Origin of the sequence: Microcystis sp. M_QC_C_20170808_M9Col, from assembly GCF_007095495.1 — a bacterium.
GTDB lineage: Bacteria > Cyanobacteriota > Cyanobacteriia > Cyanobacteriales > Microcystaceae > Microcystis > Microcystis aeruginosa.
Genome location: NZ_SFBZ01000188.1, coordinates 1 through 20,462, shown reverse-complemented (window position 1 = coordinate 20,462; position 20,462 = coordinate 1). Strand labels below are relative to the sequence as shown.

17 protein-coding genes are annotated in these 20,462 nt (G+C 45.7%); 7 read left to right on the top strand and 10 right to left on the bottom strand.

Annotation, left to right across the window (positions count from 1 at the left end):
- Window positions 1-280 precede the first annotated feature (280 nt).
- From EWV68_RS11170 to EWV68_RS21875, 4 genes are all read right to left on the bottom strand, one after another.
- Window positions 281-1,540: a pentapeptide repeat-containing protein gene (locus EWV68_RS11170; RefSeq protein ID WP_287169806.1), complete on the bottom strand. Its 1,260-nt coding sequence runs from the start codon at window positions 1,538-1,540 to the stop codon at window positions 281-283.
- A 635-nt stretch (window positions 1,541-2,175) separates the two neighbouring features.
- A complete protein-coding gene (argJ, locus tag EWV68_RS11165) occupies window positions 2,176-3,417 on the bottom strand; it encodes a bifunctional ornithine acetyltransferase/N-acetylglutamate synthase (RefSeq protein WP_002759624.1) in 1,242 nt (413 codons plus the stop codon).
- Between the two features lie 152 nt (window positions 3,418-3,569).
- Window positions 3,570-4,670 (bottom strand): peptide chain release factor 1, encoded by a 1,101-nt coding sequence (gene prfA, locus EWV68_RS11160; protein WP_287169804.1) that lies wholly within the window; start codon window positions 4,668-4,670, stop codon window positions 3,570-3,572.
- The gene (locus EWV68_RS21875; RefSeq protein WP_353737379.1) at window positions 4,649-4,828 is read right to left on the bottom strand and encodes a hypothetical protein; all 180 of its coding nucleotides are present in this window, start codon (window positions 4,826-4,828) and stop codon (window positions 4,649-4,651) included. Before EWV68_RS21875 ends, prfA begins: the two co-directional genes overlap by 22 nt.
- Window positions 4,829-5,274: 446 nt before the next feature.
- Between EWV68_RS21875 and EWV68_RS11155 the strand changes: the two genes are divergently transcribed.
- Complete coding sequence (locus tag EWV68_RS11155; RefSeq protein ID WP_287169803.1) at window positions 5,275-7,428, top strand: polyribonucleotide nucleotidyltransferase; 2,154 nt, start codon at window positions 5,275-5,277, stop codon at window positions 7,426-7,428.
- A 135-nt stretch (window positions 7,429-7,563) separates the two neighbouring features.
- Here the strand turns inward: EWV68_RS11155 and rpsN are convergent, their stop codons facing one another.
- Window positions 7,564-7,866 carry a 30S ribosomal protein S14 gene (gene rpsN, locus EWV68_RS11150; protein WP_002796120.1) on the bottom strand — a complete coding sequence of 101 codons (303 nt, stop codon included), beginning with the start codon at window positions 7,864-7,866 and terminating at the stop codon, window positions 7,564-7,566.
- A gap of 161 nt (window positions 7,867-8,027) precedes the next feature.
- Between rpsN and EWV68_RS11145 the strand changes: the two genes are divergently transcribed.
- Window positions 8,028-8,567, top strand: coding sequence for an NUDIX hydrolase (locus tag EWV68_RS11145; RefSeq protein WP_287169802.1), 540 nt, complete (start codon window positions 8,028-8,030; stop codon window positions 8,565-8,567).
- On the opposite strand, the gene EWV68_RS11140 is transcribed toward EWV68_RS11145, so the two are convergent.
- Entirely contained in the window at window positions 8,564-8,743 is a 180-nt protein-coding gene (locus EWV68_RS11140; protein ID WP_287169807.1) for a hypothetical protein, read from the bottom strand. The two genes, EWV68_RS11145 and EWV68_RS11140, sit on opposite strands and share 4 nt — an antisense overlap.
- A 59-nt stretch (window positions 8,744-8,802) precedes the next feature.
- Window positions 8,803-8,985 carry a hypothetical protein gene (locus EWV68_RS11135; RefSeq protein WP_002759616.1) on the bottom strand — a complete coding sequence of 61 codons (183 nt, stop codon included), beginning with the start codon at window positions 8,983-8,985 and terminating at the stop codon, window positions 8,803-8,805.
- A 186-nt stretch (window positions 8,986-9,171) separates the two neighbouring features.
- Here EWV68_RS11135 and EWV68_RS11130 point away from each other — a divergent pair, with 186 nt between their 5' ends.
- Window positions 9,172-11,397 carry a glycosyltransferase gene (locus EWV68_RS11130; protein ID WP_287169801.1) on the top strand — a complete coding sequence of 742 codons (2,226 nt, stop codon included), beginning with the start codon at window positions 9,172-9,174 and terminating at the stop codon, window positions 11,395-11,397.
- 171 nt (window positions 11,398-11,568) lie between these two features.
- Entirely contained in the window at window positions 11,569-13,023 is a 1,455-nt protein-coding gene (locus EWV68_RS11125) for a hypothetical protein (RefSeq protein WP_287169800.1), read from the top strand.
- 125 nt (window positions 13,024-13,148) lie between these two features.
- Here EWV68_RS11125 and EWV68_RS11120 read toward each other — a convergent pair whose 3' ends face one another.
- Window positions 13,149-13,865 (bottom strand): DUF4079 domain-containing protein, encoded by a 717-nt coding sequence (locus EWV68_RS11120; RefSeq protein ID WP_061431074.1) that lies wholly within the window; start codon window positions 13,863-13,865, stop codon window positions 13,149-13,151.
- A 329-nt stretch (window positions 13,866-14,194) separates the two neighbouring features.
- Between EWV68_RS11120 and EWV68_RS11115 the strand changes: the two genes are divergently transcribed.
- Together EWV68_RS11115 and EWV68_RS11110 are read left to right on the top strand one after the other, a co-directional pair.
- Complete coding sequence (locus EWV68_RS11115) at window positions 14,195-15,685, top strand: UDP-N-acetylmuramoyl-L-alanyl-D-glutamate--2,6-diaminopimelate ligase (RefSeq protein ID WP_287169799.1); 1,491 nt, start codon at window positions 14,195-14,197, stop codon at window positions 15,683-15,685.
- A gap of 302 nt (window positions 15,686-15,987) precedes the next feature.
- Window positions 15,988-17,574: a serine/threonine-protein kinase gene (locus tag EWV68_RS11110; protein ID WP_287169798.1), complete on the top strand. Its 1,587-nt coding sequence runs from the start codon at window positions 15,988-15,990 to the stop codon at window positions 17,572-17,574.
- A gap of 138 nt (window positions 17,575-17,712) precedes the next feature.
- Here EWV68_RS11110 and EWV68_RS11105 read toward each other — a convergent pair whose 3' ends face one another.
- Complete coding sequence (locus tag EWV68_RS11105; protein WP_061430859.1) at window positions 17,713-18,753, bottom strand: fatty acid desaturase; 1,041 nt, start codon at window positions 18,751-18,753, stop codon at window positions 17,713-17,715.
- A gap of 254 nt (window positions 18,754-19,007) precedes the next feature.
- Entirely contained in the window at window positions 19,008-19,922 is a 915-nt protein-coding gene (locus tag EWV68_RS11100; protein ID WP_061430860.1) for a Sll0314/Alr1548 family TPR repeat-containing protein, read from the bottom strand.
- 85 nt (window positions 19,923-20,007) lie between these two features.
- On the opposite strand from EWV68_RS11100, the gene EWV68_RS11095 reads away from it, so the two are divergent.
- Window positions 20,008-20,462, top strand: a 455-nt coding sequence (locus tag EWV68_RS11095; protein ID WP_287169796.1) for an ABC transporter ATP-binding protein, incomplete at its 3' end; no start/stop codon positions are given.

The following is a 20,462-nucleotide window of genomic DNA, read 5'->3' as shown; positions in this document are numbered from 1 at the left end:
CAAGAAGGATAATGCAAGGTTTTTGAAAGTCCCAATCCTATTTTCTTGCACTAACATCGGACTATTTAGGGTTGGCTGAATAAATGTGAAATGTAGGTAAGGTAAGGGTTTTGTGGCTTTTCTCGCCAAACAGGTGCAAGATTTTGAGAGAATCGTGCTTCCAAACCTTGCGTTTTCATCGGCCCGCGTCCTGTAGGGGCGAAGCATTCGGGCAATAACCTATCCGTGAAACCGGAGATTTTCTATCCGAATGCTTCGCCCGTACTTTTTGCCGCAAACCCTATTTAGTAGTACAATCGATCGGATTTCGCGGATCTGAGTTTTTGTCCCTTTTGAGTTTGTCGATTTCTCGTTGATTGGCTTTTGGGTCCGCAGCCACCCATAATTTTTTATCTTTATCCCACTTGGCTTGCGTGTATATTGCTCTTTCCCAAAAGCAGGCCGATTTAATTTGTTCTGGATGAAGACCCACGGCTCCGTAGAGGTAGGCTCCGTAGAGGTTGGCTCCGTAGAGGTTGGCTCTGTAGAGGTAGGCTCTGTAGAGGTTGGCTCCGTAGAGGTAGGCTCTGTAGAGGTAGGCTCTGTAGAGGTAGGCTCCGTCGAGGTAGGCCCCGTTGAGGTTGGCTCGGTTGAGGTTGGCTCCGTCGAGGTAGGCCCCGTTGAGGTTGGCTCGGTTGAGGTTGGCTCGGTTGAGGTTGGCTCGGTTGAGGTTGGCTTCCCTCAAATTTGTCCGACTTAAATCAAGAATTTTAATTTTATTAGAGTCAGTTGTTCCAGCCAAATTATCCCCAGCTTGGTCATTCTCAACTTTACGCCGCCCGATTACCGTTAAAGCGGCCTGAACTGGAATACTCACGGAAGGGAGTTTTTCTAGGGCCTTCTGTCTTTCCTCTGGCTCCAGTTGTTGAATATTCGAGGGAATGGGGGAATTTTTACGAATGTAGGAAGTCAGCACTTCCATAATTGTCCATTGATCCTTGGGAGAATCTTTGGCAATTCGCTCTAGGGAATAAATGCCGCCAATTACCACCTCCTCTTTATTATTACCGATTTGCTCGACAGCTTTCGAGAAGCGCTCGGTAATCAGACGTTCCTGAATCAGTTGCCTTTCCGCTTGAGAATTGAGATAATTGACAAAAAGCCCGATTCCTGCCAAAAGGGTGGCAATTAATCCCAGGGCAGAAATAATCGTTTTGACCACATCAATGGCAAAGGTGCGGCTGTCTTTGTCTTCACGGGCAAAAAGCCCCGGTATTTGCTGAAATAGCCAGAAGGGAAAGATTAGCAGTTTCCAAGCAACTCTGACAAGAGACTGGAGCGATAGCAACAATCTTTTAATTAGCCTTTTTCCCCCGCGATAGGGCATCTTTAGATTCCAAGCAAGAATCGCTCTGGGATGTTGGCTCAAATATTCTTTCGCTTGCTGCCAGTCATCTATCTCATTGCCTTCTTTACCCGATGCCAGCCGTTTTTGATAAAACTCGTAAGCCTTGATCTGGTGCAATTCTAAAGGAATTCGTGGTGATTTTTTCGGAACCATGCAGCGTTTTCCCCACCAATAGATGGATTTTGCCAAGGGACTGAGGGACTGACAAAACTGTTTTCGAGACCGGTTGAAAAGAAGTAAGTAGGTAGGCGTTAAAAGTTGTCAGATGCCCCCCTTATTAAGGGGGGATTAAGGGGGGACTAAGGGGGGATCGGCACCCCCCTTATCAAGGGGGGCAGGGGGGATCGAACCTAAAATCCATTTTTAATTTAATTATAACCAGCTACTTACAATCCAACCATTAAAGTTTATCTGTTAATCGAGTAATCGGCTCTCTTGGCTGCTGTGTGATCAACAGGATCGATCATCGAGATTGTCGGTATAGACTAGAGCCTAACGTCAACCTTTGATCAAGCTGTTGGGATACAATCCAGCAAGGACAAGAGAGCCTATTTACAGAATCGATCGCTTTAAGTAGGGCTTGCTGAATAAATCTAAAAACCTTGTTGGATCAGACTTTTAGACTTTTTTTCCCTCAAAAAGTGCCAGCCGTTGCGGGGATCGGGGGGAAAATCCCTGGACTTTTTCCCTGAAAATTAGCTAATTGACCCCCTGAAAATAGGTAAAACCCCACACCCCACACCCCACACCCCACACCCTGCCCCTAGGAAAAGCTTTTTCAGCAAACCCTAAGTGGTGTACTCGGCGTTAATTTTGACGTAATCGTAACTAAGATCGCAACCCCAGGCCGTACCTGTTCCCGAACCGTTACCGATACAGATAGACATTAAAACGGTATCTTCTCGTAAATAAGCCCCGCTTGCTGCCGCTTTCAGGTAATTACTGGCACTAGCTCGATCGAACGCCAGAGGTTGACCATTTTCCATCATCACGAAGTCGCCTAACTTAATTTGCAGATCCTCTTGATGGAAGACAACCCCGGCCCGGCCCGCGGCCGCCGCAATTCGTCCCCAGTTGGGATCTCGACCGAAAACCGCCGATTTTACTAAGGAAGAACCGGCAATGGTGCGAGCAATCTGACGAGCGGACTGATCATCGGCCGCCCCCGAAACCCGCACTTCTATTAAACAGGTGGCCCCTTCCCCATCCCGGGCGATCGCTTTAGCCAAGTATTGACAAACTTCCGTTAACATGGCCTCTAACTTTTGGGCATCCCGGCCCATTTCTGTGATCGCTGTGGTGCGCGATTGACCGTTAGCCAAGGCGATCAGACTGTCATTGGTACTGGTGTCCCCATCCACCGTAATCTGATTAAAACTTTTATTAGCCGCCCGACTTAACATATTTTGCCAGAGAACCGTCGATACTGCGGCATCACAGGTAATAAAGGAGAGCATCGTCGCCATATTCGGGTGAATCATCCCCGATCCCTTGGCAATTCCCCCAATTGTGACCGGACGACCATCGATAGTGGTTTGCAAGGCGATCGATTTGGGGACTAGATCCGTGGTCATAATCGCCCGGGCCGTGCTTTCGCCACCATTTTCCGACAATAAACCTGCTAAGGTCGGTAAAGCGGCGGTTAACGCATCCATGCGAATCCGTTGCCCGATCACTCCCGTAGAAGCCAGCAAAATTGCATCGGCGGGAATCCCTAAAACTTGGCTCAAGGCGGCGGCACTATCGAGAGCATCTTGCCATCCGGCTTCCCCCGTGGCGGCGTTTGCTTGGCCGGCATTACACAAAATCGCCCTGGCGCTGGCTTTAGTTTGGAGGCGTTGACGGCAATAATCGACGCAAGCGGCCCGCACTTGACTGGTGGTAAAGACTCCTGCGGCGATCGCTTCTGTTTCCGAGACAATGAGGGCTAAATCGGGCAAACCGGACGGTTTTAGCCCCGCGGCCATCCCTGCGGATTTAAATCCTTTTGGGGCCGTGATCCCCCCCTCTATTTCCTGCCAATCGGCCATTTTCTCCCGTCTCCTACTCAAATTCGACGATCGATTATAGCAAGTAAAAAGCCAAAAATTAGCAAAGGGTTTGACCGTTTCGGGTTGGGGAGAGGAGAGTGGGGAGCATAAATAAAAATAATCCAGGAGTCTCGGAGTCTCCCTTGTCCTGATTAAGCTGTCTCTTGGGCAGCGGCTAATTCTGCCAGTTTTTCCTGTTGATCCTTGGCGATACAGGATTGGATCACATCTTCGATATCGCCGTCTAAAATGCGATCGAGGGAAAAATTCTGATTTAAGCGATGATCGGTGAGACGATTATCCTTATAGTTATAGGTGCGAATTTTTTCCGAACGGGAACCAGTTCCCACCTGAGAGCGTCGCATGGAACTGACCGCTTCCTGTTGTTCCTGTAACTTCATATCGTACAGTTTCGCCCGGAGAATCTGCATAGCTCGTTCCCGGTTTTGCAATTGCGATCGCTCCTCGGTGCAAAAAACCCGGATTCCCGTGGGTTTATGGATTAAATCGACGGCAGTTTCCACTTTATTGACATTTTGACCGCCTGCCCCCCCGGATCTAGCCGTGGTTAACTCAATATCCTTGGGATCGATATGCACTTCCACATCGTCCACTTCTGGCATAATCGCCACGGTAGCGGTAGAAGTGTGGACGCGACCACTGGCTTCCGTCAGAGGAACCCGCTGCACCCGATGGACTCCCGCCTCAAATTTCAGCTTACTATAGACGTTATCGCCTTTAATCTCTAAAATTGCCTCTTTAAATCCTCCCATATCCGCCTGAGATTCACTCAAAAGGCTAACTTTCCAGTTTTGAGTTTCGGCATATTTTGAGTACAAGCGAACTAAATCCCCCGCCCAAATACTGGCCTCATCACCTCCGGTCCCAGCGCGAATTTCTAGCATAATATTCTTTTCATCGAGGGGATCCCGGGGCAGCAGCAGAATTGTTAATTGGTCTTCCAAAGTGGCGATTTTTGCCTCTAATTCTGCCACTTCTAGGGCGGCCATTTCCCGTAATTCGGGATCGCCGGCGGATTCTTTGAAGATTTGTTTCGCACCGATTAAATCCTCTTGACTTTTTTGCCAAATTTCGTAAGTGTTGACCGTTTCCTCTAGGGAAGCGCGGGATTTGGCCAGACGATGCAATTCACCCGGATTACCGGTGACATCGGGATCCGCTAGACGACGGGTTAATTCTTTGTAGGTCTGTTCAACAGATTGCAGTTTGTCTAGTAAATAACTTTCAGCCATAATCGATAGCCACAAATAGGGTTAAACGGGGTTAATTTGAAGATAACCCGCAAATTCACTGGATTAGAAGCGTCTAACAGATAATAGAGACGCAATCCTTTTAATTGTCTTAATTTTCTTTGTCTGGAGTTCTTCGAGCTAGGAAAAATCCCGCTCAACTGCTGACAGTAAGTCAGTTTTGCTAATACTTAGAAATATTTTTGGGCCAGCAAGCGGCAAGGGAAGACATTTTTTTCTTAACCAGATTATTCCTATATCTGAAACTATCATTTTTTGGCCGGTTTGAGCAAGTAATCTTAAATTCTGTTTAAAAGTGGGGGAGTGGGGGAGTGGGGTGTGGGGGATTGGGGGAGTGGGGGAGTGGGGTGTGGGGGATTGGGGGATTGGGGGATTGGGGGATTGGGGGATTGGGGAAGTGGGGAGCTTTTTTGCTGTGATCGGTAAACGGTAAAGAGTAATCAGCGAACTGAAAACTCAACTCTGATCACTGATAACTGATCACTGATAACTGATCACTGAATACTAAACCTGCTGGAAAGGGGGACAAAAAATGCTAGGATTGCCACAGCACAGAGAAAAGTGAAAGAAAGGAATATAGCTTTACATGGAAGAGTTTGACAAGTCAATATCCTTTGATGGCAGGGATATTCGACTAAAAATAGGGCTTTTAGCCCCCCAAGCTGGCGGTAGTGTTCTGATCCAATCGGGAGAAACGGCGGTTTTAGTGACAGCAACCACAGCCAAAGCCAGAGAAGGAGTAGATTTCCTGCCCTTAACCGTTGATTACGAAGAAAGATTATACGCCGCCGGGCGCATCCCGGGAGGATTTTTGCGTCGTGAAGGTCGTCCCCCGGAAAAAGCAATTCTGACCGGTCGTTTGATCGATCGCCCCCTGCGGCCTCTATTCCCCAGTTGGCTACGGGATGATATTCAGGTGGTCGCTACGACCCTCTCAATGGATGAGGAAGTCCCCCCGGATGTTTTGGCCGTTACTGGAGCCTCCGTGGCGGTTCTGTTGGCGGGGATTCCCTTCCAAGGACCGATGGCGGCGGTGCGCGTCGGTTTATTAGGGGATGAATTTATCATCAATCCCACCTACAAGGAAATCCATAACGGAGAATTAGATCTAGTGGTGGCCGGTAGTCCCGAAGGGGTGGTGATGATCGAAGCGGGAGCTAATCAGTTACCAGAACGGGATATTATTGAGGCGATCGATTTTGGTTATGAAGCGGTCCGCGACCTGATCACCGCTCAACGGGAATTGATCGATCAGTTGGGTATTCCCCTCGTGACCCGAGAAGCGCCGGCAGTAAACGAAACCGTGCAGAATTTCCTGAAAGAACAAGCTAAAGAGGAAATTAAACAGATTCTCTGTCAGTTTACCCTCAGCAAAACCGAACGGGATGAGAAATTAGAGGCGATCGAAAATCGGATCAAGGAAACTATCACCGCTCTCCCCGATGAAGATCCCTTAAAAGCTCCAACGCTGGAAGAACCAAAGTTAATCGGTAATCTCTTCAAGGATCTGACCAAAAAACTGATGCGCGCCCAAATTATTGAGGATGGGGTGCGGGTTGATGGTCGCAAACTGGACGAAGTACGCCCGATTTCTTGCCGGGTGGGAGTTTTACCCCGCCGGGTTCACGGTAGCGGTTTGTTTAATCGCGGTTTAACCCAAGTGCTTTCGATCGCCACCCTCGGCACCCCCGGTGATGCTCAGGATTTGGGGGACGATCTCCATCCCGAAGACGAAAAACGCTATCTTCATCACTACAATTTCCCACCCTTTTCCGTCGGTGAAACCCGTCCCATGCGTTCTCCCGGCCGTCGAGAAATTGGTCACGGTGCTTTAGCGGAAAGGGCGATCGTACCTGTCCTTCCCCCACAGGAGGAATTTCCCTATGTGCTGCGGGTAGTGTCGGAAGTCCTCTCTTCTAATGGTTCCACCTCCATGGGTTCCGTGTGCGGTTCTACCCTAGCGCTGATGGATGCCGGTGTTCCCCTGAAAAAACCCGTTAGCGGTGCGGCCATGGGTTTAATTAAAGAAGGGGAAGAAGTGCGGATTTTGACCGATATCCAGGGTATCGAGGATTTTCTGGGAGATATGGACTTTAAGGTGGCTGGCACTGATTCCGGCATCACCGCTCTCCAGATGGATATGAAAATCCCCGGTTTAAGCATGGAAGTGGTGGCCAAGGCGATCGAACAAGCTTTACCGGCCCGCAAACATATCCTCGAGAAGATGTTAGCGACCCTAGAAAAACCGCGCACGGAATTATCTCCCCACGCACCCCGGTTATTGACGATCAAGATCGATCCGGATCTGATCGGGTTAGTAATCGGGCCGGGTGGTAAGACGGTTAAAGGGATTACTGAACAGACTGGCACGAAAATCGATATCGATGACGATGGTACTGTCACCATTTCCTCCACCGATGGGGAACAGGCCGAAAAAGCTAAACGACTGATCTACAATATGACCCGCAAACTCAATGAGGGTGAGGTTTATCTCGGTCGCGTGACTCGCATTATCCAAATCGGCGCTTTTGTGGAAGTTTTGCCAGGAAAAGAGGGAATGATCCATATTTCCCAATTGGCCGAGGGACGTGTCGGTAAGGTCGAGGATGAAGTGGCCGTGGGGGATGAGGTGTTAGTCAAGGTACGGGAGATCGATAGTAAAGGTCGTCTCAATCTCACCCGTCTCGGTATTCATCCCGATGAGGCCGCCGCTGCCCGTAAGGCTGCTACTGTAGTCTAGGTAAATTTTCTATTCATGGTTAACCCTCGATCGCTTGATCGAGGGTTTTTTTATCGCTAAAATTGCCTAAAAACGGCAATAGAGACGCAAAAACCACGCCTCTATCCCGGTATTTTCCCTAGATATTGTTTCTGACTACCAGCTAGACTTGACCACACCGGGTAAAAGACCTTGGTGGGCCCATTCGCGTAAAACGTTGCGGGATAAACCAAAATCGCGATAGTATCCTCTCGGTCTGCCGGTCGTTAAACAACGGTTGCGGTGACGACTGGGGGCGCTATTGCGGGGTAATTCCTGTAATTTTTGGTGAATTGCCAGTTTTTCTTCAAAATCTTCGGCGGTACGGAATTGTTCTTTTAGTTCCGTCCGTTTAGCTTCGTATTTTTGTCTGAGACGAGCGCGTTTTTTCTCGCGTTCTACCATCGATTTTTTTGCCATGGGGTTTCTCGAAAAAGATTTAACCTGTAAAGACAGCATTTTCCATTATAACCTGAATCTCTCCTTGGCCGTTAGACGATAATTCTGCCCGCTCCCTAACACCGGTGACAAAGGCAACATTTCTTGATATTAATTCTTAAAGTCCTAGTTGCAAATCTTATATGTCTGAACCGCCTCAATTTCTCCAACAACGTCTTTTTTATCAGGGTCGCGTCTTTCAATTTGAAGTCTCGAAACTGCGTTTACCTAACGGTGTCGAGGGAGAATGGGAATGTGTCCGTCATCCGGGGGGTGCTTTAGCAGTTCCAATCACCAAGGAAGGTCAATTAGTTTTAGTACGTCAGTATCGATTTAGTTTGCAAGCTCGAATTCTGGAATTTCCCGCCGGGACGATTGATGAAGGAGAAGACCCCGCTACAACGGTAAAACGAGAATTAGAGGAAGAAGCGGGCTATCGGGCGCACAATTGGCAATCTTTGGGTAAATTTGCCCTGGCACCGGGTTATTCCGATGAATACATCTATGCTTTTCTAGCCCAAGATCTGGAAAAATTAAGCTTGCCCCCCGCTCAAGATGTCGATGAAGATCTGGAAGTGGTTGTTATGAGTTTTGAGGAAATGGAGTCAGCGATCGCACGGGGAGAATCGATCGATGCTAAAACTATTACTAGCTTCTATCTGGCCCGTTTAGCCCTTAATTAGGGTCTGCTGAATAAATCTAAAAACCTTGTTGGATAAGACTTTTGGACTTTTTTCCCCTCAAAAAGTGCCAGCCATTGCGGGGATCGGAGGGAAAATTCCGAGGCTTTTTCCCTGAAAATTAGGTAGTTGACCACCTGAAAATCGATAAAACCCCACACCCCACCTGCCCCCCCGATGTCGGGGGGGTTGGGGGGGCCACACCCTGCCACCACCGAAAAGCTTTTTGCCGCAAACCCTAATTAATCTTTTCAATCACCGCTTGTCCTAGTTGAATCAACTCAAAACCGATAAAAAGGCTTAAAATCACGGTGACAGCCTGATTAAGCAGGGGTATATTGCCTTTGCCTAGAGCAGAAGCGACGAATTTGACCACAACTAAAACGAGAGCGCTAACAACGGCGATTTTGACGGCTATCATAGATTAATTTTTCCTCACGGTTAACCGAAGTATACTATTTCTACACTTTTTCTTGCCAGTTTCATCTTCGGCTTGATACAAAATGTAGCATTTTGGTGGAGAGCGCTCCTGTCATTGCCAAAAATGCACAGGTTTTTGTTAAGAATTGTAAAATGTAGTTAGATTTATTTACTCAGAAGGGGATTTATGTCTAACCAAGAATCGATTTTTCCGTTCCCTCAAAAACCAGCATATTCCTCCGTATTCAAGTCGATTTTAGCGATAATATCAGTTATTTTAATTATGTTAGCAGTGATCGGCGGGCTAATGATGGTCAGTTTATTATTATCTTGGCCAGAAGACAGTATTTATCGATTAATCCTTGGCTTAGTAGAAGATTTTTTTAATCCATTTGCTTGGATTAAAGTTCCCACAGTTACTAATAGCTATCAATTATTATTACCCACGGTTATCCTGCTAATTTTTACGCAGTTAATCATTTTCTTGTCTCCGCGTCCGCAAGTTTGGTCAAGATTAGTTATTATTTCCATCACCCTAGCTATCACCCTACGCTATCTAGTCTGGAGGATTCTGGCTACTTTAAATTTTTCCACCCCTCTCAATGGCTTTTTTAGTTTACTACTTTTAGGCCTTGAGATGATGGTTTTAAGTAGTAGCATGATTCAGTTAGTTTTAGTCTTAACCACGAAAGATAGACGCAAAGAAGCTGATTTTTATAGCCAAGCAGTGATCAATAAACAGTATTTGCCCACGGTAGATATCTTGATTCCCACCTATAATGAGCCAGCCTTCATCTTAACAAGAACTATTATCGGTTGTCAAGCCCTTAATTATCCCCATAAAAATATTTATATTCTCGATGACACCCAGAGATCAGAAATTTATGAATTGGCAGAAAAATTAAATTGTCATTATCTGACTCGTGAGGATAGAAAAAACGCTAAAGCAGGTAATTTAAACCATGCTCTCAGACAAACTCAAGGGGAATTAGTGGTAGTTTTTGACGCAGATTTTATCCCTTGTCGGAACTTTCTAGAAAGAACTGTTGGCTGGTTTCAAAACCCAAAAATTGCCCTAGTGCAAACGCCCCAAAGCTTTTATAATGCCGATCCTATCGCCCATAACTTAGGTTTAGAAAATATCGTTACTCCCGACGAAGAATTATTTTATCGTCATATCCAACCAGCTAAAGATGGGGTGGGTAGTCCTGTCTGTTCTGGCACTTCTTTTATTGTCAGAAGAAAGGCATTAGAAGAAGTGGACTACTTCAATACAGAATCTATTAGTGAAGACTATTTCACTGGCATTGCTATCTCTGCCAAAGGTTATGAAGTTATTTACTTAAATGAAAAACTCAGCACTGGTTTATCTGCCGAAAGTTTATCCGCTTATTTACGGCAAAGATTGCGCTGGGCAAGGGGAACTTTACAGGCCTTTTTTATCAAAGCTAATCCCCTAAAAATTGCGGGATTAACTCTCCCTCAAAGATTGGCACACTTAGAAGGAATATTATCTTGGTTTTCTCCCTTAGCTCGTTTATTTTCTCTCCTTATTCCTCTCCTTTATACCTTTGGTTATATCGTACCTTTGAACATTACTATCGATGAGACAATCTATATATTTTTACCCTACATGATGCTGCAGTTAGCCACTTATCACTGGTTGAATTCTCGCTCGCGCTCCATTATTTTTTCTGAGGTACTATCGATGATTATTTGTGTACCTACAGCCCTAACAGTTCTCCATATTCTTTGGAAACCCTTTGACAAGGGATTTCAGGTGACACCGAAGGGAATTGCTCGCCAAAATTATCAATATAATTGGCGTTTATCCTACCCATTGCTCTTTTTTCTCACCATTACTTTAATTAGTATTTTCTTTAATTTACGCCATCACAATTATCAAGCAAATCCCCTAAATTTTGGCTTGATTTTGGCTATATATAATGTGGTGATTATCATCACTGCTTTGGTGGCTTTATTGGAAGCTCCCCTCACCCTAGAAACTCAATACCAATTGCTGGAATATCCTGTTCACTTGATAACAGAATCGGATATAATTAGACAGGGCAATCTGAAAAAACTTTCGGAAATAGGGGCAGAAATTCACCTGAGGGAACCCATCTACTCAGAACAATTAATCCTAGATATTTTAGGCGAAGATTTGCGCCTATCGGCTCATCTAGTCAATCTAGAAAAACGAGGAAAAATCTGGCAAGCAACCCTTAAATTCCAGCCACTTACCCTATCAGAGCAGAGAAAAATAATTACTTTTTTATTCTGTCGTCCCCAGCGCTGGCCAGTGAAAAATACGGCAGGAGAATTACAATCCCTTTGGTTGTTAATTATCAGCTTTTTTCGGGGTATAGGCTTAATTTGTCGGGCATTTTTGCATCGAAAAACAGCCCTTTAGTTCAGTCAAAAATCGAAAATACTTATCGAAAAATTAATGACTGATTATCGTATCAACTGGCCTTGTTCTGTGATTTCACTCACAGTTCTATTCTTGTATTATCACAGTTTTCGCTTGACCAAAAATTGATAGTATTGTAGTAAAAGTAACCATTCTTAGATGAACTGGCTTATGAACAATCGTTTATGTCTTCACCTGATAGCTAATAAGGAAAAAGGGTTTGCCTTGCCTCTTGCCGTGTTAATTGGACTTATCCTGATGGTGACAGGAATGACTATGATGATGCGCGCCCAAGGAGACCAATCGAAAGTAATTGCCCAAAAAGCCCGGGCTGATAGTTTAACAAGTTCCGAAGTGGGGCTGGCTCGCGTGCAGGATCTACTCAATAGTGTTCGAGTTATGGCGACGGTTGATAGGAATTGTCCTTCTGGTGGCGATTGTTGGCAGAACGCCGAAGTGGTTGCTAATCCCAGTACCGATTTACAAAAACATTTAAAAAAATTAGTCGACGCCGCCCCCTCCTGTAGTAATCCCAACGATGCTGATACCTTAAAGGCAAAAATCGGTGAATTAAGAGATTTGAGCGCAGATAAATGGGTTGATCTCGGTAATAATCGTTATTATCGCGTGGATAGATACGATTATCGTATCGAGACTGGCATGGGAGTTCTCACCCTCGAAGGACTTTCCCGCAAAAGTGCCGCAACAGACCTAACTAACATTGCTATCAATAGAGATAGTGACGACAATGCCGCCTCCCGTAACCGCGTGGTGGTAACTATCCCTATTCTTGATGCCCCTACCCCCGCATTTAACCGCAGCACGGTCCCAGCTTTATGGATAAGTGAGGGAACGGCGGACAATGGTGCTAAATTTGAAGGGGATGTGGTGGAGGTTGTGGCGAGGCCAGAATGTGATAATAAACCAGATAAGATTCAACAGCCCACACCCGCACTCAATCCCCCCTACACGGCACAATTTGTCGGTGTGTTTTTCCCCAAGTTACCGGAGACTCCCACCAGCCTTCCCTCTGGTCAGAAAGACCTGGTACTTACCAGTTCTGAAACTTTTCCCAGAAAAGATGCGGATAACAAAATCGTTGATACCCCTTCTACCCGCACGATTGACGGTAAAAGCGTACAGGTGTACGAGTATATCGTTAATAATATCAACTTGAGTAGCGGTCAGATTACCATTGAGCCGGGGCAACGGGTAGTTTTCTATGTTAGGGGTAATATTAACGGTGCGATCAAACACGATTGTGGTAGTGTGACTGGCTGTAAACCAGGCAATCTACAGATTTATGCCGATAATAACCTAAATTCCCCCGCGCCGCAAATTTGTCTGAGAGGAGACCAAACACTACAAGCGTTTATCTTTGCTCCTGACTATTCCCTCGGTAAAACCGGTACTGGTACTTTCATCGGTGCTGCCTGGGGTAAAAATTGGGGCAAAATTTCAGACTGTCCCTCAAATAGCGGTGCTGTAGCTGTTACTCAAAGGGTAGAATGGACTGAATTAATCACAAACCTGAAACCCCAATTTCCCCAGCTTGGTGGTGTTGACAATTGGTGTGAGGAACCCATCGATACCGCTGCGGGTGCATCTAAGTGTGTACCCAATTAATTTCCCGACTCTCCGAGTCCCTAAAAAAGTTTAATTAATAGAGAAGGGGTGGGTTAACTACAGAAACCAAAAACCTACCGAAAACTTTTTAAAGTTACTCATTTCTGTAGCTAGATAACTAAAATCTAATTTGGTTCAGGACAGGTTTTATTGGTGAAATCACAGCGATAAATTGCCGTTTTTTGCCAACTGAGGGGAATTTCCAGCAAATCCCTCGAACCGGTCATCGCTTGTCCCAGAAAGAGAGCCAGAGCAATACAATTGAGAATTGTATGGGCAATGCGCCAACGATGGGAACGGTCTTTATAGATATCTTCGACAATTGCCAGAGAGAAAATCATCAGTAATGATGCCGTCATGCCGATATAGTAGTGGGACCAGTACCATTGGGCTGAGAGTCGCCAGACCCCATCCTGAGCACCGATAATAATTAAACCCATGCCCGTCAAGGTAGCAAAAATTCCGCGCCAGAGGCCTTGTCTAGCGCGGTAGAGACAGACCAAAGAGGCAATGGTGACAAAAAACATCAAAATCACAAAAAAGACCTGAAAGGAGTCTAATTTTCCCTCTTTTTGTTGATCGACAAAACCATTAAAACCGTAAACGACCGAGTAAGCTAGTGCTAAAAGGTTAACCCCTACCACTGTACCCGTTAACCAGCGGCCTAAGCGTAGATGTTCTGGCCCGACCACTGGAGGAATTTTACTTTTATTTCCCGCATTGGTTTCTAAGCGACGTTGACGGGTTTGCCAAGCAAAGTTAACTACGAGGCCGATAATAGGGAAAACGACCACTATCGCTAGGACAGGATGAATGAGAGCCAGAAAATCGACGAATTGCATATAAATATCCCGAAAATAGTCAGCAGTTGACCAGCTATAGCCTTGTTTTTTTAGCTTATCGCAGATATCAGCAGGCAAAAGGCAAAAGGCAAAAGGCAAAAGGCAAAAGGCAAAAGGCAAAGGGCAGCTTTATTCTCCCCACACCCTACACCCCACACCCCACTTCCCCACACCCCACACCCCACTTCCCCACTTCCCCACTTCCCCACTTCCCCACTTCCCCACACCCCACACCCCACACCCCACACCCCCACTTCCCATTTCGGCCTAGGAACCTCTTTGATGATCGGCTAATCTAAAAGCAGCAATCCTTAGATTCAATCCTGACTATGAAACTACAAGAACTTTTAACAACTATCCCTCTGGTTTCCCCGATTTCTTCTCCTATCGCTTCTATTACCGAGATTACAGGAATTTCCACTAATTCCCATGCTTGTCAACCGGGAGATTTATTTATCGGTTTACCCGGTACTCGCGTCGATGGGGGCGAATTTTGGCGTTCCGCTTTGGAAACCGGGGCCGTAGCGGCGATTATCTCCCCGGCAGCCGCAGCTAAATTTCCCCCCCCGGAGGATGCTTCGGTAATGGTTGTGGCAGATTTAGTTACTGCCGCTGCTGCGATCGCTGCTAAATTCTATCATTATCCGGCCCTTACCCTAAAATTAATCGGTGTGACGGGAACCAACGGCAAAACCACCACCACCCATTTAATTGAATATTTTCTCAGCCAAGCAAAGATTCCCACCGCTTTATTCGGGACTCTTTACACCCGTTGGCAAGGATTCCAAGAAACCGCTAATCATACCACCCCTTTCGCTAACGAGTTACAAGCTAGTTTGGCCAAAGCGGTGAGCGCCGGCAATGAAATCGCCGTCATGGAAGTTAGTTCCCATGCACTGGCCCAGGGACGGGTACAGGGTTGTACTTTTCCCGTGACGGTGTTTACCAATCTCACCAGAGACCATCTCGATTATCACCTCGATATGGAAGATTATTTTGCCGCTAAAGCTAAATTATTTAGTCCCGATTATCTGCAAGGTAAGGCGATTATTAACCTTGATGATGTCTATGGTCAACGTTTAGCGGCCTCCCTGTCTCCCCAACAGGTTTTAACCTATAGTGTGTCCGATGCTAATGCCGATTTTTACACTAAAGATTTACACTATCAACCCACAGGAGTTCAAGGGGTGATGGTGACTCCCCAAGGAGAAATAGCCTTTGTTTCTCCTCTGGTGGGCCAATATAATCTGGCTAACCTCTTGGCGGCGGTGGCGGCAGTGTTAGAATGTGGTGTAGATTTAGGGAAAGTAATCAGTCAAATTCCCCAGTTTTCAGGAGTACCGGGGCGGATGGAACGGGTTAGCACCGCTCCCGACCAAGATATCAGCGTCATTGTCGATTATGCCCATACTCCCGACAGTTTAGAGAATGTTTTAAAAGCTTCCCGACCCTTTATTTCTGGTCGGATGATTTGTGTTTTTGGTTGTGGCGGCGATCGAGATCGGACAAAACGGCCGTTAATGGGTAAAATAGCGGCAGAATTAGCCGATTTAGCCATAGTTACCTCCGATAATCCCCGCACAGAGGCTCCCGAACGAATCCTTGAGGATATTGTCGCTGGCATTCCCTCAGAAATTACTATTCAGGTAATTAGCGATCGCGCTTTGGCCATTGACACCGCTATTCAAGCAGCGCAACCGGGAGACGGAGTAATTATTGCGGGTAAAGGTCACGAAGATTATCAAATTTTGGGGACGGAAAAAATCCCTTTCGATGACCGCGAACAGGCCCGGGCCGCTTTGATGAAAGTGAAAAAGTGATGAGGGATGATTAATTGTCAAGAAAAGCTAACATTAGTTGACAATTGGCACAGGTAGCCAATGTTAAGATCCGTGATAGACTAGAGGGGTTTAGGTAAAAATCCCCGTTAAGGAGCAACCCCTATCTTGATAAGTTGCCCCTGTCTTGACTAAGCAATGACACAAAAAAGGCGTTACACGCGCTGTGATTGTCTGAGGCCTCTGGCTTTAGACTTTGGGAGATACCCCCCTTGAGGAGAATCTCTTAAAGTGCATTGTTAAGGTGTGTGAGTAAAAAAGTATCGGTCAATTGGTGACTCTATATGACCTACTGCCTTAATCCCAACTGTACTCAACCGAAAAACGCCCCGACAGCGTTAATCTGCGAGAGTTGCGGTTCGAAACTTCTGCTGCACGACCGCTATCAAACCCTAGGCATTTTGGGGAAAGGAGGGTTTGGGGCAACTTTTGTTTCATCGGATCTGTCCCTACCAGATAAGCCCTTCTGTGTGGTCAAACAACTGCAACCTCCCTCTAAAGATACTAATGTTTTTCGCATGGCGAGGGAACTTTTTGATCGAGAAGCGGAAACCTTGGCCAAACTGGGAGTTCATCCGCAGATTCCCCGATTATTGGACTATTTTGAAGATAATCAACAGTTTTATCTAGTTCAAGAATACGTTAAAGGTCATAACCTGCACCAAGAGGTCAAAAAACGCGGACCGTTTAGCGAAGCTGGAGTCAAACAGTTTTTAAGTGAACTCTTGCCGATTTTGCAATATGTCCACGAGCAAAAGGTAATTCATCGGGATATCAAACCCGCTAACCTAATTCGTCGGCAAACAGACCGAAAATTGGTTCTGATTGACTTCGGGGCCGTCAAAAATCAAGTTAATATCGTCATGGCCAATGCCGATTCTCAAACCGCTTTGACTAATTTTGCCGTGGGTACCCAAGGTTTTGCCCCCCCCGAACAGATGGCCATGCGTCCGGTTTACGCTAGTGATATCTACGCGGTGGGAGCTACCTGCCTCTATCTACTCACGGGCAAATCTCCTAAAGCGATCGAAGTTGATATTAATACAGGTGAATTACTCTGGGAAAAATTAGTCAAGGTGAGTCCCCAGTTTGCTAAAGTCCTGAAAACAATGCTGGAAGTCTCTGTCCGTCATCGCTACAAATCCGCTCAAGAGGTAATGGATGCTTTAGACATGACGGCTTATGCCGACAGTCTAGCCCAAAGTTTAATCGCCGCTCCAATGGTTACTTCCCAGTCCCCCCGACAAGATTCAGGTTCGATAGCCACTTCCTCCGTTTCTGTCCCTCTCAAGTCTAAATTTCGTCCCAAAAATCAAAATCCAGGGGCCTCCCCAGATAATATGCTGGGAGGACAGATGGCTTTTTCACTGTCTATTACAAATGTATTGGCTAAAAGTAAAGCCCGCAGCAGCACAGAGCTAACCTTACTGAAGAAAAAACCCCGCTTAGATGAAAAAGCGATTCTCGATGCTTACAATGACGGCCGGCGCAATTTCGCCCAAGAGGAATTACCAAATCTCAATCTGGCCAAAGCCAAACTTTTGGGCGTCAATTTCTGTCAATCCAAATTAACAGGAGCTAATTTACAAGGGGCAGATCTGTCCAAGGCGGATCTGGGCCGGGCTAATCTCAGTCAAGCTATTCTCAAAAGTACCAATTTAAATAGTGCCTATCTCGGTTATGCAGACCTAGAAAAGGCCGATTTACGCGGGGCTAATCTCACCGGCGCCCATCTTCGCTACGCTAATCTCAAAGATGCTAATCTTTGCGGGGCTAATCTCTCTGATGCCCAAGTAACTCAAGAACAAATCGCCCTGGCAAAAACCAATTGGTTAACAGTTATGCCCAATGGTAAACGCAGTTACTGGTAATCTTTTTTCAGTGATCAATAATCAGCAATCAGTAAAAAGACAGTAGGAAACTTCGATTTAATACTGTCACTTAAAACTCAAATCTGATAGCTGATAACTTACCCACTGATAACTGATAACTGATCACTGATCACTGATTTAACCGCGGCTTTCCTTAAAGGTTTTGTAGGCGGTTTCGGAGTCGAAAATATGGCAATAATCAACGATTCGCTGCATTAATGCCCAAGAAAACTCGGTTTCTTTCAGGTGACTACCCCAATTTTCTTTGAGACTAGCGTGAACTTTGCGGAGGTTATAGGAAGGAATCGCCGTCGAGATATGATGGGGGATATGGACATTAATATCGTGACAGAGAATTTCTACCCAACGGGGATAGCTACAGTGAACTGTCCCTTCTAGTTGCGCTAAAGCTTGATTCCAGTCTTCGGGATGGAAAAATTGAATATCGGGGTCTGTGTGATGGACAAGGGTAAAGGTACTCATCCAAAAATGATAGACAAACCAAGGTACCACCCAAAATTTAACCAATCCCCAGACACCAGTGTAGAAAATGAGGGTTGGGAAAAAAATAGCGGCAAAAACTAGGACGACAATCATCGAAAAGCGCGCTTTTTCCCGTTCGTTCTCCTTGAATTGTTCGATGTTGAAGTGTAGAATAGCCCAGTGGGCGATCGAACCAAGCCACCAGAAACGTCCGCGAATGCCGCGATAAAAGAGACGCACTAAGGGATTGGCCGAGTTAAAAGCTTCTAATTCCCACGGATCCCAAGCATTATCTATAGTTACCATGTTAGTTTTAGCATGATGGCGATCGTGCAGGAAACGCCAGCAGTGGAAGGGATAGATAAGCGGTAAGAGGAAAATATGACCGACAAGATCATTAACCCAGCGTCGATTGGAAAAAGACCGATGACCGCAATCATGCGCGATCACAAAAAATCCCGTTAAAGCTGTACCAGTGAAAATCCAAGCTAAAGGCAGTAAATACCAGGGAGAATAAACTAGCATTGCATAACCCGCAATGACCGCCAAAATATTCGTAATCACTCCAAACCAAGCTTTAACTGGGTCTTTCTGGAAATATTCTTTGGGAATGCTTTTAATAATATCTTTCAGTTTAAAGTCTGGCTCGATCGAGGTGATCAACTCCCCATGCAATTTATCCGTCGTTGCCGTCATGAAATCTCCAATTACACTTAGGTGAACCCTTGACAAGAAATCAGCTAGGAGGTTTGGCTAAATTCTGCTCCTTACCACAAGCCAATTTTTTTGTCAATATATTTTTAACTTTAATTAATAAACTTCCGCGAAGCTTAATAATCCTTTACTTTATATACCATAAGAGGAGATTTTCTGTTTTGGCAAAATTTGCCCCTTGCCTCTTGCCTCTTGCCTCTTGCCTTCAGAAGCTGATAACTGATAATAGGCTTTTTTCAACGATTAGCGGTGTTTTCTAGGGATTTAATCTCCTCCTGTACCTTACGGTGTTCGCGATTTAACTGTTTTTTGACCGATTCGGGGAGTTGTTCCTGTTTTTTCAGGGCATTATTAAAGTAATCTAATGCCAATTTCAAAGAGCCAGTATTTTTATCCGTATTGCCTTGAATTCTTAGGATTTGACCTTTCAGATACATTAATTCCGGATTATCGGGGGTCACTTTCAGAGCGTTATCGATAAACTGCAAAGCCTGATCGTACTGCTTTAAATCCCGGTAAGCTAGAGCTATACCTCGATCAACCAAGTAATCAGGACTTCCGTAGGTTTCTAGCCGTTGAATTGCCTCTTGGGGACTAGAAAAGGGCAAATTAACCGCTAAAATCAAATCCATATAACCCTTTAACAGGTTCAATTCCGGATCCGTAGGATTAACCTTTTCTGCGGTTTCCAAATACTGAAACACCTGTTGTAATCTGGGGATAGCCGATACTGCTCCTTCGGTTTGAAAAACGTAGGTTCCCTCTAAAAAACTCCCCACCGCGAGATACAAATTTCCCCTTAAGGGGTCGCTGGCCTGCATTTGCTTGGCCGCTGCCTTAGTTTTCTCGGAGTAGGTTTTTAGGGTGTTCCAATCCTGGTCGGTAAAAGCAAGAGAGGCGCGCATAGCATGGGACAAAGGTTCTTGGGGTTCCTTTTCTGTGGCCTCAACAATTAATTTTTTTGCCTCTAGATAGTTACCTTGTTTAAAAATAGCGTTAAAAGCGGCCTCGGTCTTATCGCCAATCGGTCGGGGATTGTTTTTGCGGAAAGGATCTCCAGCTAACCCGGGACCAATCCAGTTAACCATTACCATAACAGCCAGGGAAGCACCGATCGCCATTTTTTTCGTTAAACCTAACCTCAGCACCATGGTCAAAAGTCTCCTTGAGCGAATGAAAAAATCTGTCACAATAGAAACGGGTTTCTAGACTTAATTTCCAGTTATTTTCCTGTCAATGCTTTATCTCAAAGATGTGGTTTATCATCCTCCCGCTGCCCTCAATCCCATTTTACAGGGGATTAATCTCGAATTAGCCCCCCAAGAATTAGGTCTGATTGTTGGCCCCAGTGGTTCCGGAAAAACGACTCTTTTGGAAATTCTAGCAGGCTTTGCCGATAAAACAGGAGGGACGATTCACTGGCGCGACCAAGAATTAACGGTGCTGCACCTGCAACAATTAGGAGGAATCGTTTTTCAGTTTCCTGAACGTCATTTTTGCGGTAAAACCATTCTTGAGGAGTTGCGTCTCGGTCATCCGGAGATTAAAAGCGAGCGCCTAACGGCGGCCTTAAAGGAGGTAGGATTAGAAAATATTCCTCTGGATACTTCTCCCCACAATCTTAGTGGAGGTCAACAGCGTCGTTTATCCCTCGCTGTCCAGTTAATCCGGCAGCCTAATCTGTTACTTCT